At 50.2% G+C, this 18,110-nt stretch carries 17 protein-coding genes and 1 pseudogene; 7 read left to right on the forward strand and 11 right to left on the reverse strand.

The features are described from left to right. Positions 1-472: 472 nt before the first annotated feature. Positions 473-1,075, reverse strand: coding sequence for a TetR/AcrR family transcriptional regulator (locus A0G03_RS10535; RefSeq protein WP_048261439.1), 603 nt, complete (start codon positions 1,073-1,075; stop codon positions 473-475). Positions 1,076-1,191: 116 nt separating this feature from the next. On the opposite strand from A0G03_RS10535, the gene A0G03_RS10540 reads away from it, so the two are divergent. Both A0G03_RS10540 and A0G03_RS10545 read left to right on the forward strand, forming a co-directional pair. Continuing rightward, positions 1,192-1,527 (forward strand): zinc-binding dehydrogenase, encoded by a 336-nt coding sequence (locus tag A0G03_RS10540; protein ID WP_048261440.1) that lies wholly within the window; start codon positions 1,192-1,194, stop codon positions 1,525-1,527. Positions 1,528-1,556: 29 nt separating this feature from the next. Beyond that, positions 1,557-2,435, forward strand: coding sequence for an aldo/keto reductase family oxidoreductase (locus tag A0G03_RS10545; RefSeq protein ID WP_048261442.1), 879 nt, complete (start codon positions 1,557-1,559; stop codon positions 2,433-2,435). Between the two features lie 293 nt (positions 2,436-2,728). Here the strand turns inward: A0G03_RS10545 and A0G03_RS10550 are convergent, their stop codons facing one another. Both A0G03_RS10550 and A0G03_RS21980 read right to left on the reverse strand, forming a co-directional pair. Beyond that, the gene (locus A0G03_RS10550; protein ID WP_048261444.1) at positions 2,729-3,583 is read right to left on the reverse strand and encodes a PA4780 family RIO1-like protein kinase; all 855 of its coding nucleotides are present in this window, start codon (positions 3,581-3,583) and stop codon (positions 2,729-2,731) included. Positions 3,584-3,841: 258 nt separating this feature from the next. Further along, positions 3,842-4,024 (reverse strand): annotated as a pseudogene (locus A0G03_RS21980) (helix-turn-helix domain-containing protein); the annotation flags it as partial. A 620-nt stretch (positions 4,025-4,644) separates the two neighbouring features. Here A0G03_RS21980 and A0G03_RS10560 point away from each other — a divergent pair. Together A0G03_RS10560 and A0G03_RS10565 are read left to right on the forward strand one after the other, a co-directional pair. Further along, complete coding sequence (locus tag A0G03_RS10560) at positions 4,645-5,127, forward strand: hypothetical protein (RefSeq protein ID WP_131701682.1); 483 nt, start codon at positions 4,645-4,647, stop codon at positions 5,125-5,127. Beyond that, positions 5,124-5,477: a TIR domain-containing protein gene (locus A0G03_RS10565; protein ID WP_053075316.1), complete on the forward strand. Its 354-nt coding sequence runs from the start codon at positions 5,124-5,126 to the stop codon at positions 5,475-5,477. Before A0G03_RS10560 ends, A0G03_RS10565 begins: the two co-directional genes overlap by 4 nt. Positions 5,478-5,631: 154 nt before the next feature. Here A0G03_RS10565 and guaA read toward each other — a convergent pair whose 3' ends face one another. Together guaA and guaB are read right to left on the reverse strand one after the other, a co-directional pair. After that, positions 5,632-7,209: a glutamine-hydrolyzing GMP synthase gene (gene guaA / locus A0G03_RS10570; RefSeq protein ID WP_048261448.1), complete on the reverse strand. Its 1,578-nt coding sequence runs from the start codon at positions 7,207-7,209 to the stop codon at positions 5,632-5,634. Between the two features lie 107 nt (positions 7,210-7,316). Further along, the gene (guaB, locus tag A0G03_RS10575) at positions 7,317-8,783 is read right to left on the reverse strand and encodes an IMP dehydrogenase (protein WP_014698969.1); all 1,467 of its coding nucleotides are present in this window, start codon (positions 8,781-8,783) and stop codon (positions 7,317-7,319) included. Between the two features lie 171 nt (positions 8,784-8,954). On the opposite strand from guaB, the gene xseA reads away from it, so the two are divergent. The 3 genes from xseA (at position 8,955) to A0G03_RS10595 (ending at position 11,957) form a co-directional block, all read left to right on the forward strand. Continuing rightward, the gene (gene xseA / locus A0G03_RS10585) at positions 8,955-10,343 is read left to right on the forward strand and encodes an exodeoxyribonuclease VII large subunit (protein ID WP_048261450.1); all 1,389 of its coding nucleotides are present in this window, start codon (positions 8,955-8,957) and stop codon (positions 10,341-10,343) included. 229 nt (positions 10,344-10,572) lie between these two features. Continuing rightward, the gene (locus A0G03_RS10590) at positions 10,573-11,616 is read left to right on the forward strand and encodes a M4 family metallopeptidase (RefSeq protein WP_048261452.1); all 1,044 of its coding nucleotides are present in this window, start codon (positions 10,573-10,575) and stop codon (positions 11,614-11,616) included. Continuing rightward, positions 11,613-11,957, forward strand: a complete 345-nt coding sequence (locus A0G03_RS10595; RefSeq protein WP_048261454.1) for a protealysin inhibitor emfourin — start codon at positions 11,613-11,615, stop codon at positions 11,955-11,957. The genes A0G03_RS10590 and A0G03_RS10595 overlap by 4 nt, the downstream gene beginning before the upstream one ends. A 25-nt stretch (positions 11,958-11,982) precedes the next feature. Here the strand turns inward: A0G03_RS10595 and A0G03_RS10600 are convergent, their stop codons facing one another. From A0G03_RS10600 to hisS, 6 genes are all read right to left on the reverse strand, one after another. Continuing rightward, positions 11,983-12,207 (reverse strand): zinc ribbon domain-containing protein, encoded by a 225-nt coding sequence (locus A0G03_RS10600; protein ID WP_048261456.1) that lies wholly within the window; start codon positions 12,205-12,207, stop codon positions 11,983-11,985. Positions 12,208-12,255: 48 nt separating this feature from the next. Continuing rightward, a complete protein-coding gene (locus A0G03_RS10605; protein ID WP_048261458.1) occupies positions 12,256-13,215 on the reverse strand; it encodes an AEC family transporter in 960 nt (319 codons plus the stop codon). Positions 13,216-13,288: 73 nt separating this feature from the next. Continuing rightward, positions 13,289-14,776, reverse strand: a complete 1,488-nt coding sequence (gene der, locus A0G03_RS10610) for a ribosome biogenesis GTPase Der (RefSeq protein WP_048261460.1) — start codon at positions 14,774-14,776, stop codon at positions 13,289-13,291. A gap of 144 nt (positions 14,777-14,920) precedes the next feature. Then, positions 14,921-16,102, reverse strand: coding sequence for an outer membrane protein assembly factor BamB (gene bamB, locus A0G03_RS10615; protein WP_048261462.1), 1,182 nt, complete (start codon positions 16,100-16,102; stop codon positions 14,921-14,923). Positions 16,103-16,112: 10 nt separating this feature from the next. Further along, the gene (locus A0G03_RS10620; RefSeq protein ID WP_048261464.1) at positions 16,113-16,733 is read right to left on the reverse strand and encodes a YfgM family protein; all 621 of its coding nucleotides are present in this window, start codon (positions 16,731-16,733) and stop codon (positions 16,113-16,115) included. A gap of 13 nt (positions 16,734-16,746) precedes the next feature. Beyond that, positions 16,747-18,021, reverse strand: a complete 1,275-nt coding sequence (hisS, locus tag A0G03_RS10625; protein WP_048261466.1) for a histidine--tRNA ligase — start codon at positions 18,019-18,021, stop codon at positions 16,747-16,749. Between the last annotated feature and the right edge of the window lie 89 nt (positions 18,022-18,110).

Consider the following 18,110-nt stretch of genomic DNA (forward strand, 5'->3'; position numbering starts at 1 on the left):
AATGAGTATTGATTGCGATCATAGATAAGACTAAAAACCATCAAGCCTAAATAGCTGTTCCGAATAGTAGATCACTTCGAGGGAACTCAGCCCGGATTGTGCGATCCGATCAATCGCCAAACCGACCCTATCACCAACCGGACTGAGCGATACATTTATCAACTTATTCCTTTTCGGAATCAAAATTATGCTGGGGTGTGCAAGATCACCGAATGAGCTACATAGATACGGCAAAAACGAGTGCCGCGTCGGGAACGCGTCACTAGCAGCGCCAAAAGCAGGCATAAACACCGAAGGAGTCGCGCAGCGGCATAATTTCTGCCAACAGCCTGGGTTCTCAGGACGGCGGCAACTGAATGCCCAGAGTCGGGCATGACAATTGTGCAACAGATAAATTTATTATCTATCACGAGCGAAACTTTCCCTTTTCGTAAAAAATTCGTCCTGTAAACAAACCATGACTCCGTATCACTTAGCAAGCACCCAGTTCGGTTTTAAGACAACCAAAATTTGCCTCAAGGTGCTCTACTAGTAGCCTCTGACATCCTTCGGCAACCCATGCATCGATCGAAAGCCGCATTGCCCCAACGCAAATCATTGCTGCAAGACGTAGGCCGAAACGTCTCTCAACATCTGGCCAGAGCTCGCACAGACCTTCGTAGGCTGCTTGCTCCATTCGCAGAAATTTAGCCTGATTGCCCGATTGGAGTTGTTCGGTCGACTGCACAATTCTGCCAATCAACACCGCGACATCCGGGCGCATATTCACCGTCAGAGTAACCAGCGCCGCTTGAATGGTCTCGATTGGCGATGCTGCTACACCCCGCTTCAGTATCTCCGCATGTAACTCACCCGGCAGCGCATTTTGCCAAGCCAAGATGATTTCTTCCTTAGAGCCGAAGTAGTTAAAGAAGGTTCTTCGGGCGATGCCCGATGCTTCGGCAATCGCATCGAGCGTCGTGGCTTCATAGCCGTTCTCTGCGAACAACTTCAGGCCTACTTCAGTGATGCGGTGGTACATCTCGCGGCGCTTCTTTTCGCGAACGCCGTCTTTACGTTTCAACTCATGTTCCATACCAAGCTCTCACATATTTTTTTCTTGAAAATTTGCACCAAGTGCAATATTTTATTTTGCACTTGGTGCATAAATATATCATCGATACCTATTTTCCCCAACTTTGGAAATCACACATGAGAGCCATACGCATTCACAATTTCACAGAAGCACCACGCAGGGAGGATATCCCCGTACCTGATATCGGCCATGACGACGTGCGCGCGGGTGGACGCCTCATTTCTACTGTCATGCCACCCGACGAGGAAGAAGCACGAGCACATGGAGTAACGGCCAGCATCTTCTATGCTAAGCCCTTTGCCGATCGTCTCGGCGATCTCGTCGCAACGATCGCTAGTCGAAATGTAAAGGTGATCATTGATCGCACAGTTCCTTTAAATCGCTTTGACGAAGCGTGGGACTACCAGATCTACGGTCATGCACGCGGTAAGATCGTCGTACTTTCACAATAAACCTCAACAACCCACATTAGGATAATTTCATGAATACCTCGCACCTTGGTGGCACATTTACCCCGATCGGTACATCGTTGAACCTGAAACGCATGGGCTATGGCACCATGCAATTGCCCGGCCCGCACGTCTGGGGTCCACCGCGTGACAAAGACGCTGCTCTGGCAGTACTACGCGAAGTGATAGCTCTGGGAGCCAATCACATCGACACAGCCGAATTCTATGGCCCGGGCGTATCCAACCAGCTAATCCGCGAAGCGTTATCACCCTATTCGGGTGACATGACGATCGTTACCAAAGTCGGTTTCGTGCGTGGTGACGATGCATCTTGGGTACCCGATCATACGCCGGGTGGGATCAAGCGTGCGGTGCATGAGAACCTCACAAGCCTCGGACTGGAAACGCTTGATGTTGTCAATCTGCGGCTGGGCGGCGCGCACGGACCGGACGATCGCTCGGTAGCCGAATCATTAGAGGTACTTGTTCAACTCCAGCGGCAAGGTCTGATTCGTCACATTGGCTTGAGTAATGTCTCACCCACGCAATTTACCGAAGCTAAGTCGATAACGACAATCGTGTGCGTCCAGAACCAGTATAATTTGGTCAAGCGTGGCGATGATGAATTCATCGATGCTCTGGCGGCACAAGGGGTAGCTTACGTTCCCTTCTTCCCGCTAGGCGGATTTTCGTCACTGCAATCATCGATCCTCTCGCAAGTGGCTAACGAGGTCGGAGCGACGCCAAAGCAGGTTGCATTAGCATGGCTGCTACAGCGATCTCCTAATATTCTTGTCATCGCAGGAACGTCATCTACGACGCATCTCAGAGAGAATTTCGCCGCAGCAGATCTCGTATTGTCAGGCGAGCAAATCACAAAGCTTAATAGTATTTCGCGACAGGTTGATTAATCACGCCTTAGGTAACCGGTGTCTTTAATAAGAAACCGCCGTCTTCAAAATAGGAAAACCCGCAGTTATGCGGGTTTAGATAGGCTTTTGGCTATTTAGCACAGAGTGTAGTGGGCAACAAAACTGACTGCGGTTTTAACATTTACCCAAAACGAAAATTCTGATTCATTTAGTGTAATGCCGCCATTTGTGGTGGCGCGCAATGCACTATAAATAGCATCTGGTGACTATCACGGATTCAATTTTCACTGTTTCCCTGAAAGGGCCATCAACGACTGATGTCGCTCCAACAATTATTCATCGTCGCGTTCTTTTCTTGCTCGCTGACGTTCATAGAACTCATCTTCAGCCGCAATGATTTCATCAATCAGTGAACCCATATCCACCTCATGCGTCGCTTCGACGAAGAGACCAGTTAGCGCTGTTTCTGGTGTTAATTTTCCGTCTTCATATAACATCCAGATTTCTTGCGCATACCGCGTTTGCAATAATTGTGGCGCGAACTGACCGTAGTAAGCGGTGATGTTATTAACATCACGTGTAAACATTGATTCAGCATGGTTGTTGGCGGCGGCGTCCACAGCTTGTGGCAAGTCGATAATTACCGGCCCCTGCGCATCGAGCAGTACGTTAAACTCCGATAAATCACCATGTACAATACCTGCACACAACATGCGCACGATATTGCGGATCATTGTATTAAAATCAGCAACTGCAGTCTCTTCCGTGAGAGTCACATCGCTAAGGCGTGGAGCAACAGCGCCCTCAACATCTGTGACCAACTCCATTAATAGCACACCGTCAAGACAGATATAGGGCTGTGGTACGCGAACACCGGCATTAGCAAGACGGAACAGTGCATCGACTTCCGCCGTTTGCCAGGATTCCTCTTGTTGCTTGCGTCCGAATTTTGAGTTTTTTTGCATTGCACGGGCATTACGCGTGTTACGGACTTTGCGCCCTTCCTGGTACTGCACTGCCTGTTTAAAGCTACGCTGCATTGCTTCTTTGTACACTTTGGCACACTGGATTTTGTCACCACATAAAACAGTGTAAACGTCCGCTTCCTTGCCGCTTTTCAAGCGTTGGAGCACATTGTCTATCAGGCCATCATCGACCAGAGGTTGGAGTCTGTTTGGGATTTTCATGCGGCTTTACACCTTATTTCAGCCGCTTTTCGTATCAATAACAAAGACGGTGATACTGGAAAAAATGGCAGAGTCTGAAGAAAGATTTTAATTTTACCAATAATCACCGGATTTTGCTTGCCTACTCCCCGTTGAAATCCTCTTCTTTGCTTCATTCGGCCATTCATGTGCCTCTGAACGAGTCATCCCGTCAACACCATATCGATAAATGGTGCTGGTTTCTTGTCTACCGTGGATCGAGTCGTTGTAGCGAAACGAGATCTCTTTGGGGCGTTTATTTAACGCTTCAGTGATCAGACGTTCACCTTTCGGCCAGTACTGCGAGCGCGTTTGCCAATGTGGATGATGCCAGCCCTACAGCTCTGGAAACGGCCGCCAGCGTCATCTCTTTTTCCTTAATCCCGCGATAATATCCGCCGGGTGCCAGTCAGTGTGATCTATTCCATTTCCCTCCACCTATCAAAAATCATTTTTGATTTCCCGTGTGGATAGGATCATTTTTTGTGATGAGTAAGACCACAGACGATGAGTCACATCTTTAACGGATTAGCCTGTGTCTAGCTAAACCGCTGCCGTATTTTAGGCCGGCGCACGAGGATGGGGCAAACGCTTAGGGCATATCAAATCACAGTAGCCCCATGTATCTAGGGATGTAAAACAACATGGAAAACTGACGTTAGACTATAACTATTATTCTGGAGATACCCTATATTACTTGAGTACATAACGTGACAAAGGACCTACGAATACTCCAGTAATACCCCATCCCCCAAGAGGCAAAAATTCTTTCTAATATTAGAATGGTTTTAATATCTTGAAAATTTCTAAAACTGTGACATTCTAGGTAAGGTTAATTTGTAAAAAACGTATCTTGTACGCCCAAACTTAAACAACAGATCGGTTCGTCCAAGGAAAGAAGGTTAAGTCAAATTCAAGAAATGTTGCTTTGCTGACCTAATGCCGAACCAAAACTAAACCTCGTGGTCTCCTGCTGATTGGTTTAAATATTGGGTAAATTTCTGCTACAGAGTATGATTACCACTTTGAGAAAAGGACTCGCTATGCATGACACGACGTCTGGATATAAAAAAAGCTGTGCTGATGAACTAGATTTTTCATCTATCAATCAATATCATGAATCGACAATGCAAATTAGCAATCAGTGTTTCGAATATAAAAAATTATGTGTTGGCGCTCTTGGCATAATTATAGCAGCAATGTTGAAAATTGGACCAGAAACAAGTCTGGTACAACTTTCTCTGACCTGCCTTTTTATTACCATCGGATTTTGGATGTGTGATACTACAGCATATTATTATCAAAGAGTGAATCGGCAAAAAATCCATGATATTCAAAAGAAAATTTCAAATAGAAATTCTGGGCAGAATGAAGTAGCAACTCAGCTTAAAAATTCTTGGGCTGTAGCTATTTTTAACAAATCAATGATACTTTACATATACTGCACAGCAGTATTTATATTTACTTTTTCAATCTCCATAATTATTTTTTTATTAAAAAACTGCATTAACAGTTACTCAGCATGAAAATATTCATTAGCTACACAACTAGAGATAATGTAATAACAAACGATTTTCTTGTTGAATTAGAATCAAAAATATCAGATCTAGGATATTTATATATTGATCTTTTGCATAATAACTCTGAGGATAAACAAGCAAGGGTTGAAAATGAACTTCAACAAGCAGATATTTTCCTCCTACTGAATACAGCCTCTACTGGCATTTCACCATGGGTGAAATGGGAGATAGAAACGGCAAAGTCGAATAACATCTACAATATAAAAATCAACATCCCCACTTCAAACAAAAACATCATCTTCAATGAAATTCGTTTAGCCATTACAAATGCAATTAATCGGAAAAGTAAGCTGTAAAAATAAATTGGGTTCCCAGGAAAACCCCATAATTTAAAAACCTGTAATATTAATAATATATTACTCACCAATGTGAGTATAATTTTCTTATAAAAAAGCACCAGCAGCAACAAAGCATGCTGGTGTTTTCACTGGTACAAAAATTAGAAAGAACTTATTCCCACTCAATCGTTGCCGGTGGCTTGCCCGATACGTCATAAACAACGCGGGAGATGCCGTCGACTTCGTTGATGATGCGGTTGGATACACGGCCGAGGAAATCGTATGGCAGATGTGCCCAGTGCGCGGTCATAAAGTCGATGGTTTCTACCGCGCGCAGCGCGACGACCCAATCGTATTTACGGCCATCACCCATCACGCCTACAGAGCGAACTGGCAGGAAGACGGTGAATGCCTGGCTAACCTTGTTGTACAGGTCAGCTTTGTGCAGTTCTTCGATAAAGATTGCATCTGCACGACGCAGCAGGTCACAGTATTCTTTCTTCACTTCACCCAGTACGCGGACGCCCAAACCTGGGCCAGGGAACGGATGGCGGTACAGCATGTTGTACGGCAGACCCAATTCCAGACCGATCTTGCGCACTTCGTCTTTGAACAGCTCTTTCAGCGGCTCAACCAGACCCAGCTTCATCTCTTTCGGCAGGCCACCCACGTTGTGGTGTGACTTGATTACGTGTGCTTTGCCAGTAGCAGACGCCGCAGATTCGATCACGTCCGGGTAGATGGTGCCTTGCGCCAGCCATTTCACTTCGGCTTGCTTGTTAGCTTCTTCATCGAACACTTCAACAAACACGCGGCCAATGATTTTACGCTTGGCTTCTGGCTCATCTTCACCAGCCAGCTCGTTCAGGAAGCGATCTTCAGCCGCCACATGAACAATGTTCAGACCAAAATTATCGCCGAACATTTCCAGAACCTGATCGGCTTCGTTCAGGCGAAGCAGGCCGTTGTCGACAAACACGCAGGTCAGGCGGTCACCAATCGCACGGTGCAGCAGCATCGCGGTAACGGAAGAATCCACACCGCCAGACAGACCTAGAATCACGTGGTCGTTACCCACCTGCTCGCGAATACGGTTCACCGCATCGTCGATAATCTTGGCTGGCGTCCACAAAGCTTCACACTGGCAAATATCAAGGACAAAACGCTCTAACATGCGCTGACCTTGACGCGTGTGCGTCACTTCCGGGTGGAACTGTACGCCGTAAAAACGTTTTTCTTCGTTAGCCATGATAGCGAACGGACAGGTATCCGTGCTGGCAACGGTCTCAAACCCTTCAGGGATCGCCGTTACTTTGTCGCCGTGGCTCATCCAGACATCCAGCAGCGGTGCGCCCGTGGCGCTCAACGCATCCTGAATATCACGCACCAGCGCGCTATTAGTTTTTACTTCGACCTGCGCATAACCAAACTCGCGCTCATTGGAACCTTCAACGTGGCCACCCAACTGCATCGCCATCGTTTGCATGCCGTAGCACACGCCTAATACCGGTACACCAGCGTTGAAAACGTATTCTGGCGCGCGCGGGCTGCCAAATTCGGTGGTGCTTTCCGGGCCACCGGACAAGATGATCCCGTTCGGATTAAACCCGCGAATCTGCGCTTCCGTGACATCCCATGCCCACAGTTCACAGTAAACGCCCAGTTCACGCACGCGACGTGCGACCAGTTGCGTATACTGCGAGCCGAAATCCAGAATAAGAATGCGGTGTTGATGAATGTTTTCAGTCATGAGGAGCGTGTTCCAAAAAGCTAAAAAATAAGTAAACCCGGCGAATAGCCCTAAAAAGGTAGGCAATAGTACCGGGTTTATCGGGTTAAATCAGCCCGCAAATTACCTTATGAACCCATACGGTAGTTTGGTGACTCTTTAGTAATGGTAACGTCGTGAACGTGGCTTTCCTGAATGCCAGCGCCGCTGATGCGCACAAACTCAGCCTGCGTACGCAGCGCGTCGATAGTGGCACAACCGGTCAGCCCCATACAGGAGCGCAAGCCGCCCATCTGCTGGTGAACGATCTCTTTCAGGCGACCTTTATAGGCTACGCGACCTTCGATACCTTCCGGCACCAATTTGTCAGCAGCGTTATCGGTCTGGAAGTAACGGTCTGATGAGCCTTTGGACATCGCGCCCAGTGAACCCATACCGCGATAAGATTTGAATGAACGACCCTGATACAGTTCGATTTCACCCGGTGATTCTTCCGTACCTGCCAGCATAGAACCGACCATGACACAGGCTGCGCCTGCTGCGATGGCTTTAGCGATGTCGCCGGAGAAGCGGATACCGCCGTCGGCGATGACCGGAATGCCCGTGCCTTCCAGCGCTTCAACTGCATCGGAGATCGCAGTAATCTGCGGTACGCCCACGCCAGTAACGATACGGGTCGTACAGATAGAGCCAGGGCCGATACCGACTTTCACCGCGCTAACGCCTGCTTCAACCAGTGCTTTCGCCCCTGAGCCCGTCGCAACGTTGCCGCCGATGATTTCGAGGTTCGGGTATTTAGCGCGTGTTTCACGAATACGCTGCAATACGCCTTCGGAATGACCGTGTGAGGAGTCGATCAGCAGTACGTCAACGCCTGCGGCAACCAGCGCATCAACACGCTCTTCGTTACCTGCGCCAGCACCAACTGCCGCGCCTACACGCAAACGACCGTGTTCGTCTTTACAGGCGTTCGGTTTACGTTCTGCTTTCTGGAAATCTTTTACGGTGATCATGCCGATCAGGTGGAATTGATCGTCAATCACCAGCGCTTTTTCAACGCGTTTTTCGTGCATTTTTTGCAGCACGACATCACGCGCTTCGCCTTCTTTAACGGTGACCAGACGCTCTTTCGGCGTCATGAACGCGCTAACCGGTTTTTCCAGATCGGTAACAAAACGCACGTCACGACCGGTAATGATACCGACCAGTTCGTTGTCTTTTGCTACAACCGGGTAACCCGCAAAGCCGTTACGCTCGGTCAGTTCTTTCATTTCACGCAGCGTCGTTTCTGGCGTGACTGTTTGTGGATCAACCACAACGCCGCTTTCATGTTTTTTCACGCGGCTAACTTCTTCAGCCTGACGTTCAATCGACATGTTTTTGTGAATAAAGCCCAAACCGCCTTCCTGCGCCAGCGCAATAGCGAGGCCGGATTCGGTAACGGTATCCATTGCTGCGGACAGCATAGGAATATTCAGGCGAATGTTTTTCGTCAACTGCGTAGACAGATCGGCAGTATTAGGCAGAACAGTAGAATGAGCAGGAATCAGGAGGACGTCGTCAAACGTCAGTGCTTCTTTAGCGATACGTAGCATGGGCAATATCTCACCAAGGTGGATGTAAGAATAGATAAAATATTGCCGTGGCATTATACAGAGCGTAATCGGTTGCCTCCAGCATTATTTTACTAAAATGCTTGATTACCTGTTTCAGGTAGGTAGTATCGATCAATTAAGTGACTGTTTTAAAATTTGATCTGGCTCACAATGTCTCAATTTCCCTCCTCTGCAATTTTTACCGTTAGCCGCCTGAATCAGACGGTTAGACAACTGTTGGAAATGGAAATGGGCCAGATTTGGCTCTCCGGCGAAATTTCCAACCTTTCTCAGCCCTCATCCGGCCACTGGTATTTCACGCTAAAAGACGAACGGGCACAGGTGCGCTGCGCGATGTTCCGCACTAGCAACCGTAAAGTAACGTTCCGCCCGCAAAATGGTCAGCAGGTTCTTATTCGCGCGAGCATTACGCTGTATGAACCCCGTGGCGACTATCAGCTACTGGCGGAAAGCATGCAGCCCGCTGGCGACGGCCTGTTACAGCAACAATTTGAACAGCTCAAGCAGCGCCTCGCCGCCGAAGGGCTGTTCGACCAGCAGTTTAAGCAAGTGCTTCCCTCTCCCGCCAAACAGGTCGGAGTGATTACGTCAGCCAGCGGTGCCGCCCTGCACGATATCTTGCAGGTGTTACAGCGTCGCGATCCATCGCTGCCGGTTATCGTGTATCCCACGTCGGTGCAAGGGGCGGAAGCGCCGCTACAGATTGTCCGCGCCATCGAACTGGCTAACCGGAGAGATGAGTGTGACGTATTAATTGTTGGGCGCGGCGGCGGTTCGCTGGAAGATCTCTGGAGCTTTAACGACGAACGCGTAGCTCGCGCTATCTTCGCCAGCCGCATTCCAATCGTCAGCGCCGTCGGCCATGAAACCGATGTCACCATTGCCGATTTCGTCGGTGACCTGCGCGCACCTACGCCGTCCGCCGCTGCCGAGTTAGTGAGTCGTAACCAACTTGAGCTGTTGCGCCAGATCCAGTCCCAGCGCCAGCGTCTGGAAATGGCGATGGACTACTACCTTGCCCAGCGCAATCGAGAGTTTACCCGCCTGCACCATCGCTTACAGCAGCAGCATCCACAGCTCAGGCTGGCACGCCAGCAGGCTCAGTTGGTCAAACTGCGCCAACGGCTGGATGATGCCATGCAGCAGCAACTTCGGCAGACCTCGCGCCGGAGTGAACGCTTACAACAGCGTCTGATGCAACAGCAACCGCAGACCCGAATTCATCGTGCACAGCAACGTTTGCAGCAACTTAGCTATCAGATGCAGAGCGCGGTCGAACGTCAGTTGAATCAGAATAAGCAGAAGCTGGGCATAGCCTGTTCGCGACTGGAAGGCGTTAGCCCGCTGGCAACGCTGGCACGCGGCTATAACGTCACCACAGCACCGGACGGTAAAGTGCTGAAAAACGTCGCGCAAATTACCCCCGGTGAAACATTGAAAACCCGTTTGCAGGACGGTTGGGTGGAAAGTCAGGTCACGACGCTGGTTCCAAATCCTAGTTCGGTGAAAAAGCGGCGAAAACCCTCATCTCAGTCATAAAAATCACGCGATTAGCATAAAATATACAGTATGGGGATTTATCCTAAAACGACGGCGATCCCCCATTCTTACCCCTGACATCTGAACTATACTCATTTCCAGCTCACTAAAATTTATGCCCGCCATACTTCAAGCCGCATGTTCGCGGTGAAGCAGGTGGGATAACAATACAGTGAGCTTTATTGATCGTCTGTGTTACCCCTGATGAGTGTTTTCAAGGAGATGAGGTATGAAGTCCAGACCGATTTGTAGTGTGATCCCCCCTTATATTCTGCATCGTATTATCGCAAACGGTACCGACGAGCAGCGCCACTGCGCGCAACAAACGCTGATGCACGTTCAATCATTAATGGTCAGCCACAATCCGCGCCCTGAACCTCATGAGAAATTGCCCGCTGGGCAGGCAAATCGTCACATACACGATGCCGAACAGCAGCAACTGTTGCCTGGCAAGCTAGTACGTGGTGAAGGTCAATTGAGCAATGGTGATGTCGCCGTAGATGAGGCCTATGACTATCTAGGCGTAACCTATGACTTCTTCTGGAAGGTTTTCCAACGTAACTCGCTGGACGCTGAAGGTCTGACGCTAGCTGGCACAGTACATTACGGCCAGGATTACCAGAATGCCTTCTGGAACGGACAGCAGATGGTGTTTGGGGACGGCGACGGGAAAATATTCAATCGCTTCACGATTGCGCTTGATGTGGTTGCGCATGAACTCGCTCACGGCATCACCGAACATGAAGCAGGGCTGATTTATTTCCGTCAGTCCGGTGCACTCAATGAATCGCTGTCCGACGTCTTTGGTTCCATGGTCAAACAGTATCATTTAGGGCAAACCGCTGAGCAGGCCGACTGGTTTATCGGTGCTGAGCTTCTGGCAGAGGGTATCCATGGCATGGGGCTACGCTCTATGTCTCATCCAGGCACAGCGTATGATGATGAGCTGTTGGGTATCGATCCCCAACCCTCCCACATGAATGAATATGTGAACACGCGTGAAGACAACGGCGGCGTACATTTGAATTCAGGTATTCCCAACCGAGCGTTCTATCTGACAGCCATCGCGCTAGGCGGTCATTCCTGGGAAAAAGCGGGCCGAATCTGGTACGACACGCTGTGTGACAAAACGCTACCACAAAATGCGGATTTCGAGATTTTCGCACGCCACACGATTCAACATGCAACCCAACGCTTTAACCACACCGTTGCTGACATCGTCCAGCAATCGTGGGAAACCGTGGGCGTGGAGGTACGGCAGGAGTTCTTATGAAAACGCTACCGGATCTCAACGACGACGCCACTATTGAACTGGCGCGTGAAGGAGGTTTTGCCTGGATCCCTAAACTGGCGGGGACGCGACACTTCGCGCTCGCCAGCGTCCCTTCATCCGAACGGGCGCGTATTTGTAATGCGATCCGTGATGCTTTCCCTCAGGCTCGCGAACCCGGCGAACCTGACGGTCCAGGCCGTGGCGACCAATTTTATTACCGTATCAGTATTCGCTACAGTCACCCGCAGCAGAATCAGTATGCCGATATTATCTTGCTGATCCCTGAAGACAGCGCGCCGCCGGAGTTGGCTGATTTGTGGCGCAATGGCCTACCGCAGTAACAGCGGATTAGTAGTAACGCTGAATTTAATCGGCAAGCGTGTAGCTAAACACTACCCGTCGCTTAGAAATCATCCCGTGCTGCTGGCAGAAATAATCCACCGCGCCGCAGGCTTTCAATTCCTGAAGCAAGTGCTTACATTCAGGACAGGCAGCCTCACGCAGATAACGCAGCTGGCAGGCCTCGCACAGGAAAGCCCCATCAGTCTGCCACATCATCGTGTTGTGACAATCAGGACAAAGCACATCCATATTTTCCCCCGTTGCGGTTATCAGTGGCTCACTAATCGCTATCAGGCATTAGATAACGCTGAGCGAACGCAGCACATACAGCCCAATGGCAATCATGAAAAATGCACCAACCGTCGTCAGTCCAATGATATTCGCCGCCAGCGTCGCATTTCCGCCCATCGCACGCGTCATGGCATAACTACCTGCTGCGGTTGGCGTTGAGGAAAACAGAAAAATAATTCCCAGCTCAACACCGCGAAAACCAACAAGCCATCCACCCACGGTGAGCAACCCCGGTACAACGAATATCTTCGCAACGGAAGACAACACAGCAACATTGGATGAACGGAACATGCTACGCCACTCCAGACTGGCACCCGCACACAGCAGCGCCAACGGTAAGGCCATAGAGGAGATAAAGCCGCCAGTTTGCTTAATCACACTTGGCATCGGCAGGTGGCTTTGCCCATATGCTGCCCCGAGAAGCAGACCAATAATCAGCGGGTTTGTCACAATTCCCCGCAGCAGTTGGCTTACGGGGATTTTTTGCTCAGGGGATTGCCGCTGCAAGCTACGCGTTAACGTGATAACGGACAGCGCATTGAACATAATTACTGTCACCATCAGATACATTGACCCGACAGCAACGCCCTCTTCACCATAGGCGCTCATCGCAAAAGCCAGCCCCATGACACCCGTATTCGAACGGAATCCCCCTTGCACAAAGATGCCACGTTCCTTTGGATCCTTGACTAGCCTCACCGCCGCGATTTCCAGCAGCAGAAACGTCGCTAATGTCCCTATCGTCCCATAAACCACCAGTGGCCACTGGCTTGCGAAAGACGTGTGATTACCTGCAACACTAAAAAACAACAGACAGGGAAGAGAAAGGTTGAATACAACCCGCATTGCCGTATCACAAAACGCATCATTAAGGAGATTAAACTTGCGTAATGCAATACCTATCAACAACATAAGTACATTAGGCATCGTGACGTTGAATGCAAAACTCCAAGTTTCCCAGGACATGACTTTCCTTAATTATTATTCGTTTCGTCTCTGACAAAACGGGGCGAATATTGCTATTCGCCCCGTTAATAAATCACTTACTTTTTTTAAGATGCGACATCAACCGCTTGCGCTTGCGTAGCTGAGTTGGCGTCAGCTTGTTGCGCTTGTCTGCAAAGGGGTTTTCCCCTTCTTTAAACTGAATACGAATCGGCGTGCCCATCACTTCCAGCGAACGGCGATAGTAGTTCATCAGGTAGCGCTTGTAGGAGTCCGGCAGGTCTTTCACCTGATTACCGTGGATCACCACAATCGGTGGGTTATAACCCCCAGCGTGAGCATATTTCAGCTTCACGCGACGACCGCGCACCAACGGCGGTTGGTGATCGTCTGATGCCATTTGCATGATACGGGTCAACATGGCCGTACTCACGCGGCGGGTGGCGCAAGAGTACGCTTCGGTAACAGATTCAAACAGGTTACCTACGCCGCTACCGTGTAGCGCAGAAATAAAGTGAATACGGGCAAAATCGATAAAGCCGAGGCGCAGATCCAGCGTATCTTTCACTTGGTCACGAACTTCCTGCGACAGGCCATCCCATTTGTTCACCACGATCACCAGTGAGCGCCCACTATTGAGGATAAAGCCCAGCAGCGAGAGATCCTGATCGGAAATGCCTTCACGCGCATCGATGACCAGCAGCACTACGTTGGCATCTTCAATCGCCTGCAACGTCTTGATGACGGAGAATTTTTCTACCGTTTCCGTGACTTTTCCGCGCTTACGTACCCCAGCGGTATCAATCAGAATATATTCACGTTCATCGCGCACCATCGGGATGTAGATACTGTCACGCGTCGTGCCCGGCATGTCGTATACCACCACACGCTCTTCACCCAGAATACGGTTAGTCAGCGTAGATTTACCCACATTCGGACGCCCGACAATCGCCAGTTTGATCGGCAAATCTTCAGGATTGAAATCGTCTTCCGCTTCTTCTTCGCTGGCCTGCTCTTCCGCTTCTAACGCTGCCCAATAAGCCGCGTTCTCTTCTTCTTCGGTTAGCTCGACCGGCTCTTCTATTTCATCTTGTACGAACGGCAGCAGAACCGTTTCCAGCAGCGATGTCACACCACGGCCATGAGATGCAGCGATAGCGTAAACTTCGCCCATACCGAGTGAATAAAAATCTGCCGTGACCATATCTGGGTCAAGACCATCAGTTTTGTTAGCAACCAGCACCGTCGTCTTTTCGCGGCTGCGTAAATGCTTGGCAATGCCTTCATCCGCAGGCATCAACCCCGCGCGAGCATCGACCATGAACAGCACGATGTCCGCCTCTTCAATCGCCACCAGCGATTGACCGGCCATACGCGTTTCCACACCGTCTTCCGTACCATCGATACCACCAGTATCGACGATAATAAATTCATGCCCTTCCACTTCTGCACGACCATACTTGCGGTCACGAGTCAGCCCAGGGAAATCCGCCACCAATGCATCACGAGTGCGCGTTAAGCGGTTAAATAGCGTGGATTTCCCCACATTCGGGCGCCCGACCAGCGCGACGACAGGTATCATTGTTACAACCTCATTACTTATATTTCAATACGTTACAGCGAAACACTCGCTGACGATAAAAAGACGAAACGGCCCCTGATAATGTCAGGAGCCGTTATGGGAACGCATCCAAAAGCGCTGCGCTCCAAATCAATACGGGGTTACCTAGCGAGTGAACGCGTAGACATCACCGTTTTTCGCCTGAATCAGCAGCTTGTCGCTGGCAACTACAGGCTTGCTCAGGAAACCAGAGCTATCCACTTTTTGTTGCGCCACAAAGCGGCCATCTGCCGTATTCAGCCAGTGCAGGTACCCTTCGGCATCACCCACAACCAGATAACCGTTATACAGCGCCGGAGCCGTTAGGTTACGGTGCAACAGATCGCTTTGGCGCCACAGGCTCACGCCGCCGTTGGTGTTCAACGCCACAACGCGATCGTCCTGATCGACCAGATAGATGCGGTCGCCGTCAATGAGGAAATCATGCACTGAACCCAGTTCACGCTTCCACAGAACCTGACCAGAACGCAGATCCAGCGCGGTCATGTTGCCATTGTACCCTAGTGCGTAAACCACTTCGCCCGCGACAACTGGCGTCGTGTCGACATCATTTAGACGATCGATTTCGGTTGCGCCACTCGGCTGTGAAATACGCTGTTGCCAGATGAGCTGGCCCTGATTGATCATTACAGCATTCACACGACCGTTGTCACCGCCGACAATCGCCGCACCAAATGCGGTTGTCGGTGCAGATTCACCACGCAGAGACAGCGTCGGCATATCGAGGTTAACGCTCCACTTGATTGCGCCATCGGCTTCATTCAAGGCCTGCAACATACCGTTGCTGGTGTGAATCAACACGACACCATCGCTAACGACAGGACGAGACAGCGCTTCACCTGCCACTTTCGTCTGCCATACTGGCGTACCATCTTCCGCATTCAGCGCATAGACCTGCGCCTTTTCGCTGCCGACATAGACATGGTTACCAGAAACCGTTACCCCACCAGACAGCAGCGCCGGGTTATTGCGAGAGAAGAAATTGGTCTTCTCTGACAGATCCGCGCGCCAAATCTCTTTGCCGTCACTCAGATCCATCGCTTTCACCGTGCCACGACGATCGGCGGCAAAAACGCGATTATCCTGCCACGCAGGATGAAGGTTGGAATAAAACTCACCAATCCCACTTCCCACCGAGCTGTTCCACACCTTGGTTGGCGTGAACTGGTTTTCCACCTGCGGCAGTGGAGACATAGTGACGACATCTTCTTCGCTGTTAAACAGCGAGCATCCGCTCAGCAGGGCAACAGAAACCAGTCCTACCAACAGTGTTTTACGCAATTGCATGGAATTCCTCTTAGCTGGACAGGTTATTCAGTTTCATGCGCAGTAACGCTTGCTGTGCCTGCGATGGATTGGAAGACAACCCTTTGTTGTAGGCATCGCGCGCAGCCTGATTATCCCCTTTGCTAGCCAGGATATCGCCACGCACTTCAGCAGCCTGTGATGCCCAGCCTTCCAGCTTGATGGCATCCAACGTTTTCAGTGCGTCATCCGCTTTGTTTTCCTGTAGCTGAACCCGCGCCAAACGCAGATTCACCACCGCCAGCAAATCGGCATCTTTAGTTTGCGACTGTGCCTGTACCAACTGCTGTGCTGCTTTAGCAAAATCTTTCTGATCAACGTAATGACGAGCCAGTTCCAGAGAAGCGAGCGCACCATAGGTATTCTTATTCTCGGCCGTAAATTTCTCTGTTGAAGCAATTGCTTCAGCTTTACCTTCGGCCAATTGTTCCGTTACCTGCTGATAAGACGCAGATGCTGCCTGCACGCTGTCATTTTGATGACTTTGCCAGAAACGCCAGCCAACCAGTGCACCGACGCCCAACACAACACCGACAACTAACGCCTTTCCGTTCTCCGCGAGGAAACGACGTAGTGCATCAACCTGTTCATTCTCTGTGGTATAGACTTCCACGGTGTCTCTCTCCTCAATCCAGTAACGTTGCCAGCCGCGATGCGACGTCGGCCTGTGCCAATGTATCCTGCTCGCCATTACTCAGGTTTTTAACCACAACCTGACCGGCCGCCACTTCATTTTCACCTAATACCAATGCGACGCGTGCGCCCCATTTATCAGCGCGAGCGAATTGTTTCTTAAAGTTGCCACCACCGTAATTGGTCATCAGTTTCAACTGCGGCAGCGCATCACGTAATTTCTCCGCCAGTTGCATTGCGGCAACCTGCGTTCCCGCACCGGAAGAAATCAGATAAGCATCTACGCCTGACGGTGCTTTGAAATCCGGGTTCACAGACTGAACCAACAGAACCAAACGTTCCAGTCCCATCGCAAAACCAACCGCTGGCGTCGCGTGTCCGCCCAGTTGTTCCACCATACCATCATAACGCCCACCGGCACAGACCGTGCCCTGAGCACCCAGACTGGTCGTCACCCACTCAAATACGGTGCGGTTATAGTAATCCAAACCACGGACCAGACGCGGATTAACGGTATATGGGATACCGGACTGCGTTAAAAGTTCACACAGCGTTTCAAAGTGTGCTCGCGATTCGTCATCCAGATAGTCCGTCAGCACTGGAGCCTCATTCAGCAATTCTTGAATCTGTGGATTTTTCGTATCCAGAACGCGCAACGGATTGGTGTACATCCGGCGCAGGCAGTCTTCATCGAGCTGATCTTTATGCTGTTCGAGGAACGCCACCAGCGCGTCGCGATAGCGGGCACGCGCGTCTAACGAACCAATCGAATTCAGTTCCAGTTTTACATGATCGGAGATGCCCAGCACTCGCCACCAGCGAGCCGTCATCAGGATCAGTTCGGCATCAATATCCGGCCCTTGCAAACCAAAAACTTCACAGCCTAACTGATGAAACTGGCGATAACGCCCTTTCTGCGGACGCTCGTAGCGGAACATCGGGCCGACATACCACAGCCGCTGTTCCTGATTGTAGAGAATACCGTGCTCAATACCGGCGCGAACACAGCCTGCTGTCCCTTCTGGGCGCAGCGTCAGGCTATCGCCATTGCGATCGTCAAAGGTATACATCTCTTTTTCAACGACGTCAGTCACTTCACCGATAGCGCGCTTAAACAGCGGTGTTTGCTCGACAATCGGCAAACGAATTTCATTATAGCCGTAGCCACTGAGCACCTGTTTCAGGCTGTTTTCAATACGCTGCCACAATGCCGTTTCGGCTGGCAGGTAATCGTTCATGCCGCGAATGGCTTGAATATTTTTTGCCACGTCAGTTCTCTATGCGTTTTTCAAAAAATAAACCCGATTATAGAGGGATTGTCGTCGCATCTTCAATGCGGGGCATCCCCATCGGGTTC

This window comes from Pectobacterium peruviense, from assembly GCF_002847345.1.
Classification (GTDB): Bacteria; Pseudomonadota; Gammaproteobacteria; order Enterobacterales; family Enterobacteriaceae; genus Pectobacterium; species Pectobacterium peruviense.